Origin of the sequence: Actinomycetospora sp. NBRC 106375 (genome assembly GCF_030269665.1) — a bacterium.
In the GTDB taxonomy this organism is placed as follows: Bacteria; Actinomycetota; Actinomycetes; order Mycobacteriales; family Pseudonocardiaceae; genus Actinomycetospora.
In genome coordinates, this window is record NZ_BSTS01000016.1 from 48,593 (window position 1) to 69,771 (window position 21,179).

Genomic DNA, 21,179 nt, shown 5'->3' on the forward strand with positions numbered 1-21,179 from the left:
GGGGCACGGCGGCGTCGGGGAGCCGAAGCCATGCGAGCACTCACGTGGCAGGGCCCCGGCGACGTCCGCGTCGAGACCGTGCCGGACCCGACCATCCAGGCGCCGACCGACGCGGTCATCCGGGTCACGAGCAGCGCGATCTGCGGGTCCGACCTGCACCTCTACGAGGTCCTCGGGCCGTTCCTCGCCCAGGGCGACATCCTCGGCCACGAGCCGATGGGCGTCGTCGAGGAGGTCGGCTCCGAGACCGGTGACCTGCAGGTGGGCGACCGCGTCGTCGTCCCCTTCACCATCTCCTGCGGGCACTGCTGGATGTGCGAGCGCCAGTGGTTCGCGGCCTGTGAGACGACCCAGAACCGCGACCAGGGGATGGGCGCGTCGCTGTTCGGCTTCACGAAGCTCTACGGGCAGGTCGCGGGCGGGCAGGCCGAGTACCTGCGCGTCCCCCAGGCGCAGTTCGGGCCGATCAAGGTCCCGGACGGCCCGGCCGACGAGCGCTTCCTCTACCTCTCCGACGTGCTGCCGACCGCGTGGCAGGGCGTCGAGTACGCGCGCGTCCCCGACGGCGGCAGCGTCGCGGTCTTCGGGCTCGGCCCGATCGGGCAGATGGCCGCCCGGATCGCCCGCCACCGCGGCTACCGGGCCATCGCCGTCGACAGCGTGCCGGAGCGCCTCGCCATGGCCCGCCGGCACGGCATCGAGGTGATCGACTCCGGCCGCGTCGACGACGTCACCGCCGCGATCCGCGACCTCACCGACGGCCGGGGCACCGACTCCGCGATCGACGCCGTCGGCATGGAGGCCCACGGCGGCTCCGCGATCCCGGAGATCGCGCAGAAGGTCGTCAACAGGCTCCCGGACGCGATCTCCGCGCCGATCATGCAGGTCGCGGGCGTCGACCGCACCGCCGCGCTCGTCGGGGCCGTCGACGCGGTGCGCCGCGCCGGCGTCGTCTCGCTCTCGGGCGTCTACGGCGGGACCGCCGACCCGATCAACATGCTGAAGATCTTCGACAAGGGCATCTCGCTGCAGATGGGCCAGGCCCACGTGAAGCGCTGGATCCCCGAGATCCTGCCGCTGCTCACCGAGGACGACCCGCTCGGCGTGCACGACCTGGAGACCCACCGCCTGCCGCTCGAGTCCGCGGCGCACGGATACGAGATCTTCCAGAAGAAGCAGGACGAGTGCATCAAGGTCGTGCTCGCGCCCTGAGGTGCGCTCCGCGCTCGTGAGCAGTTCGGAGTGCTCAGGCACTCCGAACTGCTCACATGCGCGTCAGCGCACCCGCAGGTCGAACGAGACGAAGTCGCGGCTCGACGGCGTCTCGTAGTGCGTCGGGGCGACCTGCTCGTCCGGGAAGAGGCGGAACGCGGGCGGGTGGGGCCCGCCGGTCGGGCGGAACCAGGAGCCCGAGACCCAGTTCGGGTTGATGTCGAGCTCCATGCCGCGCACGACGCCGGCGGAGCGGAGCAGGTCGCCGAGCGTGCACACCGACAGCGCCGGCCCGCCGACGTAGACCTCCGCGCCGTCGGCGGTGACCCCGAACGCGGAGCGGTGGATGAACGCGGCCTGCCCGACCGTGGAGCCCCACTCGGCGGTCCCGCCGGTGGCGCAGGTCGGGTTCACCGCGCCGTCGTCGACAAGCATCACGAGGTTCTGCCGCACGGCGGCGACGTCGGGACCGGAACGGACCTCGTCGCCCCAGGTCCCGACGTCGGCCGATCCGTCCGCGCGGATCACGAGGCTCGCCGCCCCGGGCACCAGCGGCCGGGCCGCGCGGCCCTCGGCGAACCAGCCGCCGTGGCTGTCGCCCTGCAGCCGGAAGCCGGCGGAGAACGCGGCGACGACGCTGCGCTGCTCGGCCGACGCGATCACGTCGGGGGTGCGCCAGGCGCCGCCGGGGTCCTCCGAACCCGGGTGCAGGACGCCGCGGACGAGGCCCGGGTCCATCCACAGCACGCCCGCGACGAGCGAGGTGTGGGCCGCGTCGGGGCGGACCGAGGCCACGCGCACCGCGTCGCCGTGCGGTGTCGTGACGACGGTCTGCCACTGCCCCTCGCCCGGCAGCGGCGCGAGTCCCGCCGGCGGCGGCAGGCGCGGCGGCACCGGACGGGTCCCGGCGCGCAGCGTCCCGGTGCCGTCCGCGCGCGGGATGCCGCCGGGCGGTTCCCCGCCCACCGGCGGCGGGTGCGCGTCGTACTCCCGGGCCTCCAGCCACGTCACCACCCCGCCGAGCCCGTGGTCCCGCCCCCACTCCGCGAGGCGCGCCGCGACCCCGTCGCTACCGGGCCGCGTCAGGGCGTGCGCGAGCGACGGGGCGGTGACCGCCGCGAGCACGAGCACCAGGACGAGCAGGACCGCCGCGACCCGGCCCAGGACGCGGAGCACCGGGCGCGGACGGGCGTGCCGCCGACGTGCCGGAGCGGGCGCGGGGTCGGCGAGGGGCACGGGTACCGAGGCTCACCGCGTCCCGGTGAGCGCCCGGTGTGGGCGTCCGGTCCGTGCCGGACGTCCCGTCCCGGGGGCCTCGCTGGGAAACGAACGGAGCTCTCGCTGCCTCGGAAGCAGCGAGAGCGCCGTTCGTTCGTCCACCGCTGGCGCAGACGGCGCAACAGTGGGGTCCGGGTGGCCGTGACTCGTTCGGACTGCCTCTGGGCGTCACGAACCGACCGCCCGGCGATCGCACGACGTCCGGCGCTCAAGGCGGACCCGGCCCCACACGGGAGGGGCGACGTCGTCTGCGTCACCGCGACGCCTCGACGAGGCCCCGTCAACGATCATGCCGAGGCGACGGCACTCACTCGTTCGGGCGGTCCGGGTGTCGCCGATCCTCACGTTCCGCCGATCTCGGGGCCGGATCCCCGGCGGTGGTGTCGTCCCGACGGTGCACCGGGACCTGGCTAGCTTTCACTCCGAGATCACGCGAGGACCGGGGGAGGGGATGTGGCGGCAGGTTCGATGCTGGACCGGTCGGGCACGACCGCGGAGACCCGCGTCCGCTCGCTGGTCGTCGACGAGATCGTCCGTGTTCCCGACGCCGACGAGGTCGTCGACCGCGGCCGCCACCGCTTCGGGGGCGAGGAGGCCAAGGAGCGGGCCCGCCGCCGCGAGCGCACGCTGAGCGTCGTCGCGGGCGCGCTCGTGGTCCTCGCGCTGCTGGCCGCCGCCGTCGTGCTCCTCGACCTGCGGGCGGCGCCGGCGCGGGCCGTGAACAAGGCGCAGCTGGCTCTCGGCGCCGAACTGACGCGGACCTGGGCCGCGCCCGGCCCCGACCCCGCGCTCGCGCGCGACGAGAGCCCGCTGAGCGAGCTGCCCGGCGACGTCCCCGCGAGCGCCGCCGCGAGCCTCGCCGTCCCCGGCGCGGCGGTCGCCCCGGTGCTCCAGCTGAGCGCGCCCCGGCTGGGCCGGATGTGGACGGTCGCCCGCGGGGTCTCGCCGGCCGCGCTGGCGGCGGGCCCCGGGCTCTACCCGGGGATGGCGCCGATCGGAACGCCCGGCAACACCGCGATCGCCGGGCGCCGGCTGCCCGCCCTGTTCGGGGACCTGCCCCGCCTCCTGCCGGGCGACGAGCTCGCGGTCCGGACCCGGACCACGGAGCTCACCTACCGGGTCCTGACCAGCGAGGTCGTCCTGCCGACCGACCTGGGCATCCTCGACTCGCGCCCCGTCGACCGCCGGCCGCAGGGCACGTCGACGCTGACGCTGACGACCCCGACGACCGTGGCCGACGAGGACCGCCGGTTCGTGGTCTACGCCGAGCTCACGGGCAGCCGGCCCCGCTAGCTCACGCCTCGCGGAGGGTGAGCAGGAGGTGGTCGCGGCCCTTCGGGCTCACCAGCTTCGCGTCCCAGCCGCCGTCGGCCGCGGCCGTGTGGAACCACGCCGTCGACGGCGCGCGGACCGGGGCCTTGAACACGACGTCGACGGTGAACGCGGGCCCGTACCGGCCGGCGAGGGCGGCCAGCGCGCGGGCCTTGGTCCACATGCCGTGGGCGATGGTGCCGGGCATCCCGAACGCCTTCGCCGCGAGGCCGTTGACGTGGATGGGGTTCACGTCGCCGGACACCGCGGCGTAGCGCCTGCCGATGTCGCCGGGGACGGTCCAGACCGCGTGCGGGAGGCGACCGACGTGCGGGTCGGGCTCCGGCGGCGCGCTGGGCTGGTCGCCGTCCGGGGCCGTGGCGCCGCGCACGAAGTAGGTGCTGCGCGAGCCCCAGATCTCCGCGCCGTCACCGTCGGTGACCGCCGTGACGAGGTCGACCTGCGCGCCCTTGGGGTGCGCGGCGAGGCGCTCGGCGTGCACGGCGACGCGCAGGGGCTCACCGACCAGCGGCGGCCGCACCTGGGTGATGACGTTGCGCAGGTGCACCATCCCCGGGGCGGGCAGGGGGAACTCGCGGTCGGTCATCAGCCGCATCTGCAGGGGGAACGCCAGCATGTGCGGGTAGGTCGGCGGCACGTCGCCGCCGACGGCGAACCCGCAGACGTGGTCGTAGTCGGCGACGAGCGAGGCGTCGATGCGCACCCCGGCGAGCTCCAGCTGCCGGTCGGGCAGGGTCTGCCCGCCCGACCGGGCCGTGAGCAGCGCGCGCCCGTAGAGCACGCCGAGGGTGGGCGACGCGTCGAGGGTCTCGGTGCCCATTCCTACGCCCCCAGGAAGTTCTGGCCGTCGACGCGCAGCACCTGCCCGTTGACCGCGTACGAGGCGCCCTGCGCGAACCAGGCGATCGTCTCGGCGACGTCGACCGGCAGCCCGCCCTGCGTCATCGACGAGAGCCGGCGGCCGGCCTCGCGGGTGCCGACGGGCATCGCGGCGGTCATCGCCGTCTCGATGAAGCCCGGCGCGACGGCGTTGATCGTCGCGTCCTTCTCGACGAGCAGCGGGGCGGTCGCGTCGACCATGCCGATGACGCCCGCCTTCGAGGCGCCGTACGCGGTCTGGCCGCGGTTACCGGCGATGCCGGCCATCGACGAGACGGTGACGATGCGCCCCCCGCGGTGGAACACGTCCGACGCCAGCAGCGCGTCGTTGATCGCGAGCTGGGCGTTGAGGTTGACGTCGATGACCGAGTTCCAGCGGTCGCGGTCCTGGTTGGCGAGCAGCTTGTCGCGGGTGATGCCCGCGTTGTGCACGACGATGTCCAGGCCGCCGTGGCGTCCGGCGTGGTCGAGCAGCGTCGCCGGCGCGTGGTCGGCGGTGATGTCGAGCTGCAGCGCGCTGCCGCCGACGTCGTTGGCCGTGCGGGCGAGCGCGTCGCCCGCGGCCGGAACGTCGACGCAGATCACCGTCGCGCCGTCACGGCGCAGCGTCTTCGCGACGGTCGCGCCGATGCCCCGCGCGGCACCGGTGACGACGGCGGTGCGCCCGGCGAGCGGCCTGTCCCAGTCGACGCCCTGGCTGGAGCCCGAGAACCCGGGCACCGTGCCGACGTCGAGGCGCTGGCCGTCGACGAAGGCAGAGCGCGAGGACAGGAAGAAGCGCAGCGTCGACTCGAGGTCGTTCTCCGCACCGTCGGCGACGTGGAGCAGGTTGACCGTCGCCCCGTAGCGGGCCTCCTTGCCCGCCGAGCGCACGAGGCCCTCGAGGGACCGGCGGGCCGCGCGCACGGCCGGGGACGTGGCCTCGCCCGGCACGTCGCCGATCACGAGGATGCGCCCGGACGGGCCGATGCGGCGCATCACCGGGGTCAGGAAGGCCTGCACCTCGGCGAGGTCGGACGGCGACGACAGGCCGGTCGCGTCGACGATGCCGGCGGCGACCTTGGACGTGGAGCTGCCGCCGCCGATGGCCGCGTGCGGGTCGTCGTGGACCTCGACGCCGACGTCGGTCAGCAGCGAGCGCACGACCTTGGCGACGCGGCCGTCGGCGGTCGCCGTGCCGAGCAGCGCGGCACCGGAGAGCAGCGGCTGCCCGGGCTCGTAGCGGCGCAGCCGCGGGACGGGCGGCAGGCCGACGGTGCCGGCGATCGACCTGCCGACACCGGAGTTGACGAAGTCGGAGTACCAGTCGTTGCTCATGTCTCAGGCCTCCAGGATCGCGACGACGCCCTGGCCGCCGGCCGCGCAGATCGAGATGAGGCCCCGGACTGTGTCCGATCCTTCCTGGGCCGACTTCTCCGCCAGCAGCTTCGCCAGGGTCGGGACGATGCGGGCGCCGGTGGCCGCGAACGGGTGGCCGGTGGCCAGCGACGACCCGGCGACGTTCAGCTTCGACTTGTCGAACGTGCCCAGCGGCCCGTCGAGGCCGAGGCGCTCCTTGCAGAACTTCGGGTCCTCCCACGCCGCGAACGTCGCGAGGATCGTCGAGGCGAACGCCTCGTGGAACTCGTAGAAGTCGAAGTCCTGCAGCGTGAGGCCCTGGCGCTCGAGCAGGCGCGGCACGGCGTAGGTCGGGGCCATGAGCAGGCCCTCGTCGCCGTGCACGTAGTCGACGGCGGCGGTCTCGGCGTCGACGAAGTGCGCGAGTACCGGCAGGTTGCGCTCGGCGGCCCACTCGTCGCTGGCCAGCAGGACGGTCGCGGCGCCGTCGGTGAGCGGGGTGGAGTTGGCCGCGGTCATCGTGGCCTCGGAGTCGGGGTAGCCCTTGGGCCGGAACACCGGCTTCAGCTTGGCCAGGCCCTCGAGGGTCGAGTCGGCGCGCAGGTTGTTGTCCTTCGTCAGCCCCAGGTAGGGCGTCATGAGGTCGTCGAAGAACCCGCGGTCGTAGGCCTCGGCCAGGTGGCGGTGGCTGGCCACCGTGATCTCGTCCTGCGCGGTGCGGCTGATGCCCCAGGCGGCGGCGGTCTGGGCGGCGTGCTCGCCCATCGCCATGCCGGTGCGCGGCTCCCGGTTCGCCGGGATCTCGGGGACGATCTGCCCGGGCCGCAGGCCACCGAGGGCCTTGAGCACGCCCGCGGTCGACTTCGCGCGGTTGGCCGCGAGCAGCACGCGGCGCAGGTCGTCGTTCACCTCGATCGGGGCGTCGCTGGTGGTGTCGACGCCCGACGCGACACCGCTCTCGATCTGGCCGAGCGCGATCTTGTTGGCGACCTGGAGCGTGGTCTGCAGGCTGGTGCCGCACGCCTGCTGGAGGTCGTAGGTCGGCGTCGCGGCCGACAGGCGGCTGCCGAGCACGGCCTCGCGGGTGAGGTTGAAGTCCCGGCTGTGCTTGAGCACGGCGCCGGAGACGACCTCGCCGAGGCGCTCGCCGGCCAGCCCGAACCGCGCGACGAGGCCGTCGAGCGCGGAGGTGAGCATGTCCTGGTTGGACGCCCGGGCGTAGGCGCCGTTGGAGCGGGCGAAGGGGATCCGGTTGGCACCGACGATCGCCGCGCGGCGGGGCAGTGGTGATGCGGAGGGCACGATTCCTCCCGATGTCGCAGGATGGCGGGGGTCCGCTGGGCGAAGGCCGCGGCGTGAGATGCGCTGCGGAGCCGTGGTTACCCGAAAGTATCAGGTACCGTCGGTAACGTGAGCCGCCGTTCCACACATCACTCCGACGCGGGCCGGGGGTCCGGGCCGGGTGTCGGCCGGGACGGCGAGCGCGATGGTGCGTCCGGGTCCCGGCCTCGCCGCGATCGGCGGTCGAGCCGCTGGGACGAGCACCGTCGGGCCCGGCGCCACGAGCTGACGGCGGCCACGATCGTGGCGATCCGCGCGCACGGCGCTGACGTCGGCATGAGCCAGGTGGCGGCGCAGGCGCGGACGAGCAAGACCGTCGTGTACCGCCACTTCGCCGACAAGAACGACCTCTACCTGGCGGTCTGCGACTGGGTGGCCGCCGTGCTCGTCGGCCAGCTGCAGGGCGCGATGCGCGACGCGGCCGAGAACCCCCGCCGCACGCTCGTGGCCGGCATCGACGCCTACCTCGGGCTGATCGAGGCCGATCCCGAGGTCTACCGCTACGTCATGCGCCCCCCGAAGCTGGACAGGCCGGAGAACGAGGACCCCGTCTCCGACCTGTGCACGGTCATCGGCGACCACATCGCAGAGATCATCTCCACCGAGCTGCGCCGTCAGAACCGCGACGCCGCCCCGGCCCAGACGTGGGGTCACGCCCTCGTCGGCATGGTCCGCGCCGCGGGCGACCAGTGGCTGGCCAACCGCCCCGAGCTGGACCGCGAGGGACTCGCCGAGCAACTCGCCGACCTCGCCTGGTCGGGTCTGTCTCGCACGGTGACGCCCGCCGCGGCGTCCTCCGCCTCCTGACGGGGCACCCGGTGATCACTTTCCGCTCCTGACGGAGGATTCCGTGACCACCCGTTCGTCCGACGTCACCGACGTCACCCCCGCCACCGTCGCGGCCGTGCAGCGCACCCTCGACGGCCGCTGGCATGCCCTCCGCGACGAGATCCGCGCCCGCGACGACTTCGCCACGCTGCGCGTCGACCCGGGCACCGACGTCGAGAGCTACCGCGCCGCGATCGGGGAGATGCTCGCCCGCCTCGCCGACGACGGGCACGCCGTGCACGGCTTCCCGACGGCGGTCGGCGGGCGTGGCGACATCGGCGGGTCGGTGGTGTCGTTCGAGATGCTGGCCTTCGCGGACCTGTCGCTGCAGGTCAAGAGCGGGGTGCAGTGGGGTCTGTTCGGCGGGGCGATCCAGGCGCTGGGCAACGCCGAGCAGCACCAGCGGTACCTGCCCGCCGTCATGGACCTCTCGCTCCCCGGCTGCTTCGCGATGACCGAGACCGGCCACGGCTCGGACGTCCAGTCGGTGCACACCACCGCGACCTACGACGCGGCCACCGGCGAGTTCGTCGTCGACACCCCGACCGAGTCGGCCCGCAAGGACTACATCGGCAACGCCGCCCGCGACGGGCGGATAGCGGCGGTGTTCGTGCAGCTCTACAGCCGGGACGAACGCCACGGCGTGCACGCCGTGCTCGTGCCGCTGCGGGACCCCGACGGCACCGTGCTGCCCGGCGTCGAGATCACTGACGACGGGCACAAGGAGGGCCTCAACGGCGTCGACAACGGGCGCCTGGCCTTCCACGGCGTCCGGGTCCCGCGCGAGAACCTGCTCGACCGCTACGGCACCGTCGCCGAGGACGGCACGTACTCGAGCTCGATCGAGAGCGAGAACCGGCGGTTCTTCACGATGCTCGGCGCCCTCGTGCGCGGACGCGTGAGCGTCTCGGGCAGCGCGGTCGGCGCGGCGTCGCTGGCCCAGACGATCGCCGTGCGCTACGGCGAGGCCCGCCGGCAGTTCGCGGCGCCGGGCAGCGACGACGAGATCGCGGTGCTCGACTACCTCGCCCACCAGCGCAAGCTGCTGCCCGGGCTGGCGCGGACCTACGCGCTGCGGTTCGCGCAGAACGAGCTCGTCGAGATGCTCCACGACATCCAGACCACCCGCGAGGCCGGCGGCGACGTCGACGAGAAGCGCCAGCGGGAGCTCGAGTCGCGGGCGGCGGGCACCAAGGCGCTGACCACCTGGCACGCCACCGCCACCATCCAGGCCTGCCGCGAGGCGTGCGGCGGGCAGGGCTACCTGTCGGAGAACCGGCTGGGCCAGCTGCGCGCCGACACCGACGTCTTCACGACCTTCGAGGGCGACAACACCGTCCTGCTCCAGCTCGTCGCCAAGGGCCTGATCTCGGGCTACGCCGACGACTTCGGCCACCTCGACACGCTGGGCACCGTGCGGTTCGTCGCCGACCAGGTGCTCGACACCGTCGCCGAGCGCACCTCGCTGCGCCAGCTCACCGAGCGGCTGCGGGCCGTGGCGCCCGGGCGCGACGAGGACGACGTGCTCGACCGCTCGTGGCAGGTCAAGCTCCTCGACGACCGCGAGGAGCACACCCTCGACTCGCTCGTGCGCCGCCTGCGTCGCGCCCGCGAGAAGGGGATCAGCGCCGAGCGCCAGTTCGCGATCTTCAACAACGCCCAGGACCACCTCCTGCGCGCCGCCCGCAGCCACCTCGACGGCCTCGTGCTGGACGCCTTCGTGCGGGCGATCGACGCGTGCGTCGACCCGTCGGCGCAGCGGCTCCTGGGCCAGGTGTGCGACCTCTACGCCCTGTCCCTGATCGAGGAGGACAAGGGCTGGTTCCTCGAGCACGGGCGCATGTCCGCCGCGCGCGCCAAGGCCGTCACCGCCGAGGTCAACCGCCTCTGCCAGGCCCTGCGCCCCCACGCCCGGGCGCTCGTCGACGCCTTCGGCATCCCGGAGAGCTGGATCGGCGCCCCCATCGCCACCGGCGCCGAGACCCGCCGCCAGGACGAGGCCCGCGCCCACGCCGCCTCCCTGCGCTGACCCGGATCGAGCACGGGTGTTCGAGCAATGCGGCTTTCCTGGCGTCTGACGCCAGGATCGCCACATGCTCGCTCGCGGGACACGCCGGCGGAGTTGCCAGCCTGGCGTCCACGGGCGGCACGGAGCGGAGCGGAGCTGCCGCGCCGGAGGCGGACGACCGCGTCCAGCGTCAGGAAATCCGCCCGCTCGATGGACGTCCTGTTCGGTGGACTCCGACCGGAACGGGTACCGGTGGCACGATGGCCGCCCCCGGCGGCGGGCCGGACGTTCGAAGGCGAGAGGACTGTCACGTGAGCACTCCGGGCGAGGGCTACGGCCAGCAGGGACAGGGCTACGGCCAGCAGCCGGGCTACGGGCAGCAGCAGTACGGCGAGCCCGCGTACGCCGGGCCCGACGGCGCGGCACCGGGCTGGGGTCAGCCGGCCGGCGGGCCGCCGCCCGCCCCGAAGAACGGCATGGGCGTCGCGGCCGTCATCTTCGGGATCCTCGCGGTCCTGTCGTTCTTGATCGTGTGGGTGCCGTTCCTCGGCATCCTCACGATCGTCCTGGGACTCCTCGCGATCATCTTCGGGATCGTCGGCCGTCGGCGAGCGCGAGCCCTCCGTGCCACGAACGGCGGCGCCGCCATGGCGGGCCTCGTTCTCGGCTGGATCACGCTGATCATCGGCATCATCGTCCAGGTGCTCGTGGTCATCTTCGCCGTCGCGTTCCTGAACTTCGGCGGCGGGAACTCGATCCAGCAGTTCCAGGACTGCATCTCGAACGCGTCGAACCAGCCGAACCCGGCGGCGGTGCAGCAGGCGGCCGAGCAGTGCGGCCAGCAGTTCGGGCAGCAGCTCCCGGGCAGCACGCAGCCCGAGGGCGACGGCGGCTGACCCACGTCACGCACGACGACGGCCCCCGCACCGGAGCTGGTGCGGGGGCCGTCGTGTGTCGAAGGTGTCCGGACCGGGCGATGAGCCGCCTCGCGGCGCGTGGCACACCAGGGCTTCAGCCGAACGATCGTCCCTGGCGGCTCTTTGTTATTGAGACCCGGGGGCACATGGCGCCCGGCCCGGACACCCCATTGAACCGCATGGGGGCCCGCCGTGTTCCCGGGTGGGGGTCGTGAGAGATCGCACTCAGCGGGAGACGACGGCGAGGGCGTCGGTGACGGGGCGCAGCGCGCCCGCGGGGCTGCTGACGACCGCGAGGTCCTCGCCGCGGCCGCGTCGCACCATGGTCGTCGAGCCCCCGCCGTCGAGCGATGCGGCGACCGGGGCGCCGAGGTCGGTGACCAGGCGCCCGAGCTCGGCGAGGGTGGTGCCGATGCTCGCGTCCTGGCGCCCGTCGACCGTGACGAGCCAGAGCCGCCGCCCGTCGGCGGCGAGGCCGACCGCGGTGCGCGGCGCGCGCTCGGAGTCCTGCAGGCCGGGCAGGACGCGCCCGTCGCGGGCCAGGGGCAGGGCGCCGAGGGCCTCGCGCAGCGGCGGTGCCCCGACGGTGTCGAGCCCGTAGTCGACCGACACCGCCGACCCCACGGGCAGGCCCCGCAGCGCCGCCGCGCCCCGGTCGCGCCCGACCAGCGCCACCGTCCCGGCGGGCAGGCGTCCCGTCCCCGGCGGCCCGACCGCGACGACGCGGCCCCGCGCCACCCGGACCTCGACGGCGTCGGGACTGCACGGGGCGTCGGCGTCCGTGTCGCTGCCGCACACCGCGCGGTGACGGGCCACGTCGCCCCACGCCGGATCGAAGACCCCGACGCCGTCCACCGGCACCGCGTACCCGTCGAGGCCGGCGAGCGGGATCGACCGGCCCCGCCCGGCGACCCGCCCGCGGAACGTCGAGCGCGCGAGGTGCGCGCGGCCCGCGGCGTCGACGCCCACCACCGTGTCCGAGGGCTCGCCCGGTGGGTGCGGCGGGGCGGGTCGGCGGCCCACGGGCACCCCGGAGGCGCGCGGGCGGCCGTCCACGACCTCGACGCCGACCGGCGCGCCGGTGCCGCCCTCGTCGAAGAAGCCGCCGTTGACCGCCGCGATCGCGTCGCCCCGCCCCGCCAGCTCGGGAACCGGCGCGACGGCGGCCACGGCCGGCGGCGTCAGGAGGGCCACGCGCACGGCCGGCGAGGCGAGGTCGACCTCGACGACGTCACCGCGCACCGGGCCGCCGCGCGGGTCGGGGATCGTCGTCGTGAACTCCCGGTACGTCGTCCCGGGCAGGTCCGGCGCCCCGCGGGGGTCGAGCAGGGCGTCGAGCACCCGCCCGTCCCCGGGTGGCACCGGTGGCGGCGGGGCGGCGGCCCCCAGCGTCAACACCCCGACCAGGGCGAGCACGAGCGCGGCCCGGCCAGAGCCCACACCTGCCTCCCCGCGCCCGACGTCCCCGGCACGCCGACGGGTGACCGGACGAGCCTCAGGGGTGCCGGATCACCGCCGGAGGTCGACACTCCGGAGGCGGGGCCACCGTGACCGGTCGGGTGAGGAGCCGGTCAAAACGGACAAGAACGGCGGAATCGCCCGAGGTCGGTATCGTCACAGCGGGGAACCCTCGCGGAGGGGCATCCGTTGGCGGACCGCGAGTGCTTGGTAAAGCGACGGCAAAGCGGTGGAGGAGCAGGCGTGACGGTCCCCTTCTGGGTCTGGGCGGCCACGGTCGGTGGGATCGCCGTCCTCGTGGCCATCGACATCTGGCACGCCCGCTCGCCGCACGAGGTCAGCTTCCGCGAGGCCACCCTCTGGTCGGTCATCTACATCGTCGTCGCCGTGCTGTTCGGGCTCGGGGTCTTGATCGTCGGCGGAACCCAGTCGGGCACCGAGTACTTCGCCGGGTACCTGGTCGAGAAGAGCCTCTCGGTCGACAACCTCTTCATCTTCGCGGTGATCCTCGGCCAGTTCGCCGTGCCGAAGCGCCACCAGCAGAAGGTGCTGCTCTGGGGTGTCATCGGCGCCCTGGTGATGCGCGCGATCTTCATCGCGATCGGCGCCGCGGTGATCTCGGCGTTCGCGTTCGTCTTCGTCATCTTCGGGGCGTTCCTGCTGTACACGGCGTGGACGCTGATCCGCCAGCACGGTGCGGAGCCGAAGGACATGCACGACAACCGGGCGGTCAGGCTCGTCCGCCGGTTCGTCACCGTGCACGAGGACGCGGGCGACCACGAGGGTCACTCCGACGACGGCAAGCTGCAGGCGCGTGTCAACGGCAAGTGGGGCGTGACGCCGCTCTTCATCGTCGTCGCGGTGATCCTCTCGGTGGACCTCGTGTTCGCCCTCGACTCGATCCCGGCGATCTTCGGCATCACGCAGAACGCGTACATCGTCTTCACCGCCAACGCGTTCGCGCTGCTCGGCCTGCGGGCGCTGTACTTCCTGCTCGTCGGCCTGCTCGACCGCCTCGTGCACCTGTCCTACGGCCTGGCGTTCATCCTCGCCTTCATCGGCGTCAAGCTGATCCTTCTCTATCTGCACGAGGACGTCTCGACCTCGATCCCCGAGGTGCCGACCTGGCTCTCGCTGGTCGTCATCGTCGTGACGCTGGCGGTGGTGACGGTGACGAGCCTGCGGGCGACCCGCAAGGCCCCGGACGACGCCCCCGAGGCGACGCCCGAGCTCGAGACCGGCGCGCAGGACGCGTCGCCGGAGCCGCCCGCCTCCGGCAGCACCGAGCAGGAGTCGCGCTCCTCGTCCTAGGGTCGGGTCATGGCCGACCGGGACCGGGACGAGGCAGGGCGGGCGCGCAACGCGCGTCCCCGCGACGCGTCCGGCCGCCCGCTCCCGCGGAGGGCCACGGGGGTCACGCGCCCCGACGAGGAGGAGGACCTCACGCCCGACGAGGCGTTCGCCCGGGCACAGGCCCTGCTCGACGACGACCGCCCGTTCGACGCGCACGACGTCCTCGAGGGGCGGTGGAAAGCCGCGCCGGAGGAGGAGAAGCTCCTCTGGAAGGGCCTCGCCCAGCTCGCGGTCGGCCTCACCCACGAGCAGCGCGGCAACGCGCGCGGCGCGTCGGCCCTGCTGCGGCGCGGCGCGGCGACCGTGAGCGAGGCGCCCGACGCCGCCGCCCGCTACGGCGTCGACCCGACGGCGCTCTCCGGCTGGGCGACCGCCCGCGAGGCGTCGGGCCCCAGCGCTCCGGGTCTGGTGCTGCGCACGTGAGCACGTCGAGGTGCCGGAGCACTCCGAGGTGCTCACGAGCCCGAAGGGCACACTGCTCGACGTGACCACGCCGGGCCTGTTCGACGCCGTGCTCGCCCGCGGCGGTGCGCGGGACGCGACGAGCGACCGGGCGTGGGTGCGGGCGCTGCTCGACGTCGAGGCCGCCCTCGCCGCGGCCGCCGCGGACGTCGGCACGCTCGACCGCGACGACGCCGACGCCATCGCGGCGGCCTGCGAGCAGGCACCCGATCCCGGCGAGCTCGGCGAGGCCGCCGCGGCGTCGGGGAACCCCGTGGTGCCGCTGGTCGCCCAGCTCCGTCAGCGACTCGAGGGGTCCGCCGCCTCCGGGGTCCACCGCGGCGCCACCAGCCAGGACGTGCAGGACACCGCGGCGATGCTGGTGGCCCGCGACGCGGTCGGCGTCGTCGTCACCGATCTCCGCGCCGCCGCCGACGCCACGGCCGCTCTCGCCGCGGCCCACCGCGACCGCCCCGCGGCCGGCCGGACCCTGCTGCAGCAGGCCGCCCCGATCACCGCCGGGCTGCGGGCCGCGGGCTGGACGGCCGGTCTGGACGCGGCGGCCGAGGCGCTCGACGCCTGGCGCCCGGCCGTGCAGCTCGGCGGCGCGGTCGGGAACCTCGCCGCGTTCGACGGTCACGGACGGGCGGTCCGCGCCGCGCTCGCCCGGCGGCTCGGTCTCGTCGAGCCGGTGCTCGCCTGGCACACCGAGCGCGGGCGCGTCGCCGAGCTCGCCGGCCTCCTCGGCCGTGCCGGCGCCGCGACCGGGTCCGTCGCCACCGACCTCGTGCTGCTCGCGCAGACCGAGGTCGGGGAGGTGCGCGAGGACGTCCCGGGCCGCGGCGGGTCGTCGACCCTGCCCCACAAGCGCAACCCGGTCGCGGCGGTCTCCGCGCGGGCGGCCGCGATCGCCGCGCCGGGCCTCGTCGCCTCGGTGCTCACGGCGGCGTCGCTGCACGAGCACGAGCGCGCGGCCGGCCCGTGGCACGCCGAGTGGCGCCCGCTCACCGAGCTGCTGCGCACCGTCGGCTCCGGCGCGTCCTGGCTGGCCGACGCCCTGACACACCTCGCCGTCGACCCGGAGCGCATCGCCGCGTCCCTCGACGTCACCGGCGGCCTGCTGCTCGCCGAGCAGGCCACCACCGGGCTGCGCGGGCGGCTGGGTCACGCGTCGGCGAAGGACCTGGTCACGACGGCTGCGGCGACGGCACAGGACGAGCGCCGCCCGTTCGCCGACGTGCTCACCGAGGCCCTCGCGGGCCTCGACGACCCGCCCGACGACCCCGCCGCCGAGGTCGCGGCGCTGCTCGACCCGGCGGGCGCGATCGGCGAGGCGCCCGCCCTCGTCGACGATCTCCTCTCGTCCCGCGCTCGGAAAGGACCGTCGTGAGCCCGCACCCCTCGACCCGGCACTGGGACCCGGACGGCGAGGACGTCCGCCGCGCGGTCCTGGGCGACGAGCACGTCGACCGCGCCGTCGCCGCCACCGACGACGTCACCGCCGACTTCCAGGACTTCATCACCCGGTACGCCTGGGGCGGCATCTGGACCCGGCCGGGCCTGCCCCGCCGGGACCGCAGCATCGTGACGCTCTCGGTGCTCGCCGCCCTGCACCACGACGGCGAGCTCGGGCTGCACGTGCGCGCCGCCCGCCGCAACGGCCTGACCCGCCAGGAGATCCAGGAGGTCCTGCTCCAGGTCGGCGTCTACGCCGGCGTGCCGGCGGCCAACCGGGCGTTCGCGGTGGCGCAGCGGGTCCTCGCCGAGCTGGGGGAGGAGGACGACCCCGAGGACGGCCACCCGACCTGACCGCGCCACGCTGGTCGGCGGTGCGCGCCGTTACCGTGGGCAGTTCAGTACGGTCGCCGCGGCGACGACCACGACGGGCGGGGGCGATGGAGCGCGCGGGAACGGCGGCACGGCCGCGACGGCACGGGTTCCGGCGCGCGGCGCTGGCGGGCGCGGTCGCGGGGCTGGCGCTGCTGGCCGGCGCCTGCTCGTCCGGGCCGACGCTCGAGACCCCGCCGATCCCGACCTTCCCGGGCCCGGGCGCCGCGCCGGCGACCAGCGCGCCGCCGCCCCGCAACAGCATCCTGCCCACCGAGTGCGACCAGGTGCTGGCGTCCGACCAGCTGCCGAACTACCTCGGGCTGCCGTTGGGCACCGTGCGCGTCACCGCCCTGCGCGACGTCCCGGCTCCCTCGGTCGGCCGCGTCGAGCGCGTCACCTGCAACTACACCTCGCTCGGTGGCCCGGGCGCCCCGCCGCCCAACACCCTCGTGCTCAAGGTGCTGACCAGTGGCTACACCTCCCCGGAGGCCGCCGCGGCGCAGTCCCGGGTGAACCGCGACGCCCAGGCGAGCTCCGGCGTGCCCGCCCAGCCGGTGCCGTTCGGTGCCGCCGAGGCCGTGTACTACCCCGACCCCGAGGGCCCCGTCCTCGTCGTCGTGTACGGCCGGGTGACGGCCAGCTTCACGCTCACCCCCGACCGTCCGGTGCCGGTGGACCAGGCGCAGCCGGTGCTCACCGACCTGGCGCTCCGCGCTTTGCCGGTGCTCGTCCCGCAGGCCGGGCAGTAGCCCGCGCCGGTCGGGTGATCACGGCCCGGCGCCCCGGACGGCGTCGGCGAACGCCGCCGGGTGGGTGGCCGCGGCCAGGTGCCCGCCGGGGAAGGTGACGAGCGGGCAGCCCGTCCGATCGGCGAGCGCGACCGCGCAGCGGTGGGGCAGCTCGCCCGCCGAGTCCGCGCCGGCCGCGGCGACGAGGCCCGGGACCGCCGGCGAGGGCGCCCGGGTCGGCGTCGCTGGTGAGGGCGGGCACGAGCAGGTCGCCGAGGAACGACGCGACGTCGCGGTCGGTCTCCCCGGTGTCCGGGGCCACCGGTGGGGGATCGGTGCCCCGCACCAGCGCATCGAGCCGCACCATCCCGGCTGCTGCGCCGCCGGCGCGGAAGGCGGCGCGCACGTCCTCGACGTCGTCGCGGAGGTCCTCGGGGAGCAGCCGGACGAGCGGCGGCTCGTGGGCGATCACGTCCGTCACCAGGTCCGGGCGGGCGCGGGCGAGCGTCAGCGCCACGATGGCGCCGCCGCTGCACCCGACGAGACGGGCGGGGCCGGCCCCGAGCGCGTCGAGCAGGGCGGCGACGTCGCCGGCCAGCGCCGCGGGCGTGAGGTCGCCGTGGTCGAGGCGCTCGCTGTCGCCGAAGCCGCGCGGGTCGGAGGTGAGGACCGTGTGGTCGGTCGCCAGCGCGCCGGCCAGCGCGGCGTACCCGGCGCGCGTCACCGGCGCGCCCACCAGGACCAGGAGCGGCCCGGAGCCCCGCAGCTCGTAGGGGACCGTCCCGCCGGGCACGTTGAGCCGGTGCACGGCGACGCCCGGATCTCCCGCACCGATGTCCCCGCCTGGCACGGCTCCGCCCTCCTCGTCCGGTTCCGGCGGACCCTAGGTCTCCGGGCCCGATGACGTCACAGCGATTTCGGCAGGACCGGCGCTTACGATAGTTGCCCGAACCTAAAGATCGCGGAGGCGACGTGACGAGCACGCTGGGGGACGGGCGCCCGTCCCCGTCGGTGGCGCCGGCGGTGGCGCACCTCGGTCCGCGGTACAAGTGGATCGCGCTGACCAACACGACGCTCGGCGTGCTGATCGTGACGATCAACATGTCGATCCTGCTGATCGCGCTGCCGGACATCTTCCGCGGCATCGCGCTCGACCCGCTGCAGCCGCAGAACATCAGCTACCTGCTGTGGCTGATCATGGGCTACCTCGTGGTGACCGCGGTCCTCGTCGTCACCTTCGGCCGCGTCGGCGACATGTTCGGGCGCACCCGGATGTACACGCTCGGGTTCGCGGTGTTCACCGTGTTCTCGATCCTGCTGGCCGTCACCTGGCTGCAGGGCGACGCGGGCGCGATCTGGCTGATCACGATGCGCGTGCTGCAGGGCATCGGCGGCGCGCTGCTGCTCGCGAACTCGACGGCGATCCTCACCGACGCGTTCCCGTCCCACCAGCGCGGCCTCGCTCTGGGCATCAACTCGATCGCCGCCATCGCGGGCTCGTTCCTCGGCCTGATCATCGGCGGCGTGCTCGCCCCGGTCGCGTGGCACCTGGTGTTCATCGTGTCCGTGCCGATCGGCATCGGCGGCACGATCTGGGCCTGGTTCAAGCTCGAGGAGACCAGCGAGCGCCACGAGGGCCGCATCGACTGGTGGGGCAACATCACCTTCGCCGTCGGCCTCGTCGCGGTGCTCATGGGCATCACGTACGGGATCCAGCCCTACGGCGGGCACGTCATGGGCTGGACAAGCCCGACCGTGCTCGTCTGCCTCATCGGCGGTGTCGTGGTCCTCGCGGTCTTCGTGGCGGTCGAGCGGCGCGTCGCGCACCCGATGTTCCACCTGTCGCTGTTCGGCATCCGCTCGTTCACCGCGGGGAACATCGCCAACCTGCTCTCCGCGCTCGGGCGCGGCGGCCTGCAGTTCATCCTCATCATCTGGCTGCAGGGCATCTGGCTGCCCCGCCACGGCTACGACTACGAGTCGACGCCCCTGTGGGCCGGCATCTACATGGTCCCGCTGACCATCGGCTTCCTCATCGCCGGACCGGTCTCGGGCTACCTCTCCGACCGCCACGGCGCCCGCTGGTACGCCGCGGGCGGCATGCTCGTGGCCGCTGCGAGCTTCCTCGCCATGGGGTTCCTGCCGGTCGACTTCCCCTATCCGCTGTTCGCGGTGCTCCTCGCCGTCAACGGCCTCGCGATGGGGCTGTTCTCCTCGCCCAACCGGGCCTCGATCATGAACAGCGTCCCGGCCCGCCAGCGCGGCGCGGCCGCGGGGATGACCGCGACGTTCATGAACGGCGCGACGGTGCTCTCGATCGGCATCTTCTTCTCGATGCTGATCCTCGGGCTCGCGTCGACGCTGCCCACGGCGCTCTTCGGCGGGCTCACCGGCCAGGGCGTCCCGGCCGATGTCGCGGGCCGCATCGCCGAGCTCCCGCCGGTGAGCACGCTGTTCGCCGCGCTGCTGGGCTACAACCCGATCGAGACGCTGCTCGGTCCCGGCGTGCTGGCCCAGGTCGGCCCGCAACAGGCGGAGTTCCTCACCGGCCGCAGCTTCTTCCCCCAGCTCATCTCCGGCCCGTTCGCCGACGGTCTGTTCCTCGCGCTCGGCTTCGCCGCGGTCTGCTGCCTGGTGGCCGCGATCGCCTCGTTGTTCGACAGCGCGAAGCCCTCGCTGGAGCAGGCCGAGGCGCTCGGGGAGGAGCTGGGGCGCGAGGAGGACGAGGTCCGGCCGGTCGCCGCTCCGGCCCCCGGTCCCGGTGCCGCGCCGGTCGCCGGCGGGCGTCCCGTCGCCGTGGCCGGGCGCATCCTGGCGCCCGACGAGGCGCCGGCCGCGGCCGTGCTGACGCTCGTCGACGACCGCGGCCACGAGGCCGACCGCGCCGAGACCGACGCGGCGGGCCGCTTCACCCTCAGCGCCGACGGGCGCTCGGGCGACTACCTGGTGATCGCGACGCCGCGCGGGCGCGGCACGGCGGCCCCGGCCGCCACCCGCGTCACCGTCAACGGCTCGCCGGTGCACGTGGACGTCGTGCTGCAGGAGCGTGCGGCCCTGCCGCGCTGAGGCGAGCGGTCGTGTGGGGACCCCCACTCGGACGTCTTCGGTAATCCGATGGCAAAGAAGCGCTGCCACCGTCGGAGCGCGTGACCGGCTTCGACGAACCCGAGCGCCGCCCGCGCACGCTGAGCGCCGTGACGATCCTGCTCACCGCCGCGGCGGGGGCGATCGACGTGGTGACCTACTTCGCCTTCAACCAGGTCTTCGCCAGCACGATGACCGGCAACCTGGTGCTCCTCGGTCTCGGGCTGGGCCAGGGGGACTGGACGCAGATCGCCGACAACATCTGCGCGATCGGCGGGTACTGCGGCGGGCTGATCGCCGGCACGGTGTTCTGCGGGCTCGCGATGCGGCGCTGGCCCTGGCGCAACGCGGTGGGCGCGACGCTGACCTTCGAGCTCGCGCTGCTGCTCCTGCTGGGCGCGTTCTGGTACGGCGTCGATGACGACAGCCCGCTCGTGCAGTGGAAGGTCGTCGTGCTCGTCGTCGGTGCCGGGCTCGCGATGGGCGTGCAGGCCGCCGCCGTGCGCTACGTCGGGCCGGCGGGAACGCCGACGAGCTTCATGTCCGGGACGATCACGAACTGGGTCTCGAGCCTCGTCGAGCTGCACAAGCCGTTCCGATGGAACTGGAACTCCCCGCTGCGCCTGCTCGCGGTGATCGTCGCGGCGGCCGGCAACGCCGTCGTCCAGCGCTTCGCCCCGGACTGGTCGTTCGTGGCGCCCGTCGTGCTCGTGGCGATCGCGATCGTGCTGATGGCGGTCGTGACCCGGGCCAACAGCGGCGGGCTGACCGTCGGCGCGCCCCAGTTCGACCCGGACCCGCGCGCGGAGGTGCCCGACGCCGAGGTCGAGGAGGAGGACGCCGTCGGCGGCGCCGGACCCGTCCACGGGCGCGTGGTGGGCCTGGACGGCGACGCCCGCCCGGCCGTCCTGACCCTGGTCTCCGGCGGCGGCGAGCAGGTCGACCGCGTGCACACCGAGGTCGACGGCAGCTACCGCCTGGACCCGGGCGAGTCGGGGGACTTCATGCTGATCTGCACCCCGCACCGCATGGGTGGCGGCGCCGCGCGCCCCCGCGCCGTGCTGATCTCGGTCGACGGCCGCCCGGTCGTGCACGACCTCGTCCTCGGCGCCGCCCCGGGCGAGGCGGGCCACCACCGGGCGCCGACCTGAC

General features: G+C 74.5%; 18 protein-coding genes. 12 read left to right on the plus strand and 6 right to left on the minus strand.

The window, feature by feature from the left end:
* The first annotated feature begins 30 nt into the window (after positions 1-30).
* Positions 31-1,212, plus strand: a complete 1,182-nt coding sequence (locus QSK03_RS23955) for a zinc-dependent alcohol dehydrogenase (RefSeq protein WP_285657440.1) — start codon at positions 31-33, stop codon at positions 1,210-1,212.
* 63 nt (positions 1,213-1,275) lie between these two features.
* Here QSK03_RS23955 and QSK03_RS23960 read toward each other — a convergent pair whose 3' ends face one another.
* Positions 1,276-2,448 (minus strand): hypothetical protein, encoded by a 1,173-nt coding sequence (locus QSK03_RS23960; RefSeq protein WP_285657442.1) that lies wholly within the window; start codon positions 2,446-2,448, stop codon positions 1,276-1,278.
* Between the two features lie 495 nt (positions 2,449-2,943).
* Here QSK03_RS23960 and QSK03_RS23965 point away from each other — a divergent pair, with 495 nt between their 5' ends.
* On the plus strand, positions 2,944-3,783 hold the full coding sequence (locus QSK03_RS23965; RefSeq protein ID WP_285657444.1) for a sortase: 840 nt from the start codon (positions 2,944-2,946) through the stop codon (positions 3,781-3,783).
* Position 3,784: 1 nt separating this feature from the next.
* Here the strand turns inward: QSK03_RS23965 and QSK03_RS23970 are convergent, their stop codons facing one another.
* From QSK03_RS23970 to QSK03_RS23980, 3 genes are read right to left on the minus strand one after another with little or no spacing between them, the layout of a single operon-like run.
* A complete protein-coding gene (locus QSK03_RS23970) occupies positions 3,785-4,642 on the minus strand; it encodes a MaoC/PaaZ C-terminal domain-containing protein (protein WP_285657446.1) in 858 nt (285 codons plus the stop codon).
* A 2-nt stretch (positions 4,643-4,644) separates the two neighbouring features.
* Complete coding sequence (locus QSK03_RS23975) at positions 4,645-6,018, minus strand: 3-oxoacyl-ACP reductase (RefSeq protein WP_285657448.1); 1,374 nt, start codon at positions 6,016-6,018, stop codon at positions 4,645-4,647.
* A 3-nt stretch (positions 6,019-6,021) separates the two neighbouring features.
* On the minus strand, positions 6,022-7,341 hold the full coding sequence (locus tag QSK03_RS23980) for an acetyl-CoA C-acetyltransferase (protein ID WP_285657450.1): 1,320 nt from the start codon (positions 7,339-7,341) through the stop codon (positions 6,022-6,024).
* A 108-nt stretch (positions 7,342-7,449) separates the two neighbouring features.
* Between QSK03_RS23980 and QSK03_RS23985 the strand changes: the two genes are divergently transcribed.
* The 3 genes from QSK03_RS23985 to QSK03_RS23995 all read left to right on the plus strand — a co-directional run bounded on the left by QSK03_RS23985 (position 7,450) and on the right by QSK03_RS23995 (position 11,112).
* Entirely contained in the window at positions 7,450-8,187 is a 738-nt protein-coding gene (locus QSK03_RS23985; RefSeq protein WP_285657451.1) for a TetR family transcriptional regulator, read from the plus strand.
* A 43-nt stretch (positions 8,188-8,230) separates the two neighbouring features.
* Positions 8,231-10,237, plus strand: coding sequence for an acyl-CoA dehydrogenase family protein (locus tag QSK03_RS23990; RefSeq protein ID WP_285657453.1), 2,007 nt, complete (start codon positions 8,231-8,233; stop codon positions 10,235-10,237).
* A gap of 290 nt (positions 10,238-10,527) precedes the next feature.
* Positions 10,528-11,112, plus strand: coding sequence for a DUF4190 domain-containing protein (locus tag QSK03_RS23995; protein WP_285657455.1), 585 nt, complete (start codon positions 10,528-10,530; stop codon positions 11,110-11,112).
* Between the two features lie 246 nt (positions 11,113-11,358).
* On the opposite strand, the gene QSK03_RS24000 is transcribed toward QSK03_RS23995, so the two are convergent.
* Entirely contained in the window at positions 11,359-12,573 is a 1,215-nt protein-coding gene (locus QSK03_RS24000; RefSeq protein ID WP_285657457.1) for a phosphodiester glycosidase family protein, read from the minus strand.
* A gap of 261 nt (positions 12,574-12,834) precedes the next feature.
* On the opposite strand from QSK03_RS24000, the gene QSK03_RS24005 reads away from it, so the two are divergent.
* The 5 genes from QSK03_RS24005 to QSK03_RS24025 all read left to right on the plus strand — a co-directional run bounded on the left by QSK03_RS24005 (position 12,835) and on the right by QSK03_RS24025 (position 16,964).
* The gene (locus QSK03_RS24005) at positions 12,835-13,902 is read left to right on the plus strand and encodes a TerC family protein (RefSeq protein ID WP_285657458.1); all 1,068 of its coding nucleotides are present in this window, start codon (positions 12,835-12,837) and stop codon (positions 13,900-13,902) included.
* A 9-nt stretch (positions 13,903-13,911) separates the two neighbouring features.
* The gene (locus tag QSK03_RS24010; RefSeq protein ID WP_285657459.1) at positions 13,912-14,367 is read left to right on the plus strand and encodes a DUF309 domain-containing protein; all 456 of its coding nucleotides are present in this window, start codon (positions 13,912-13,914) and stop codon (positions 14,365-14,367) included.
* Between the two features lie 10 nt (positions 14,368-14,377).
* Positions 14,378-15,775, plus strand: a complete 1,398-nt coding sequence (locus tag QSK03_RS24015) for a lyase family protein (RefSeq protein ID WP_285657460.1) — start codon at positions 14,378-14,380, stop codon at positions 15,773-15,775.
* Positions 15,772-16,194: a 4-carboxymuconolactone decarboxylase gene (gene pcaC, locus QSK03_RS24020; RefSeq protein ID WP_285657462.1), complete on the plus strand. Its 423-nt coding sequence runs from the start codon at positions 15,772-15,774 to the stop codon at positions 16,192-16,194. Before QSK03_RS24015 ends, pcaC begins: the two co-directional genes overlap by 4 nt.
* Positions 16,195-16,280: 86 nt before the next feature.
* Positions 16,281-16,964 carry a hypothetical protein gene (locus QSK03_RS24025; RefSeq protein ID WP_285657464.1) on the plus strand — a complete coding sequence of 228 codons (684 nt, stop codon included), beginning with the start codon at positions 16,281-16,283 and terminating at the stop codon, positions 16,962-16,964.
* On the opposite strand, the gene QSK03_RS24030 is transcribed toward QSK03_RS24025, so the two are convergent.
* Complete coding sequence (locus tag QSK03_RS24030) at positions 16,909-17,793, minus strand: alpha/beta fold hydrolase (RefSeq protein WP_285657466.1); 885 nt, start codon at positions 17,791-17,793, stop codon at positions 16,909-16,911. The two genes, QSK03_RS24025 and QSK03_RS24030, sit on opposite strands and share 56 nt — an antisense overlap.
* A 161-nt stretch (positions 17,794-17,954) precedes the next feature.
* Between QSK03_RS24030 and QSK03_RS24035 the strand changes: the two genes are divergently transcribed.
* Both QSK03_RS24035 and QSK03_RS24040 read left to right on the plus strand, forming a co-directional pair.
* A complete protein-coding gene (locus QSK03_RS24035) occupies positions 17,955-20,009 on the plus strand; it encodes an MFS transporter (RefSeq protein ID WP_285657584.1) in 2,055 nt (684 codons plus the stop codon).
* Positions 20,010-20,089: 80 nt separating this feature from the next.
* Positions 20,090-21,178, plus strand: a complete 1,089-nt coding sequence (locus tag QSK03_RS24040) for a DUF1275 family protein (RefSeq protein WP_285657468.1) — start codon at positions 20,090-20,092, stop codon at positions 21,176-21,178.
* The last annotated feature ends 1 nt before the right edge of the window (position 21,179 follow it).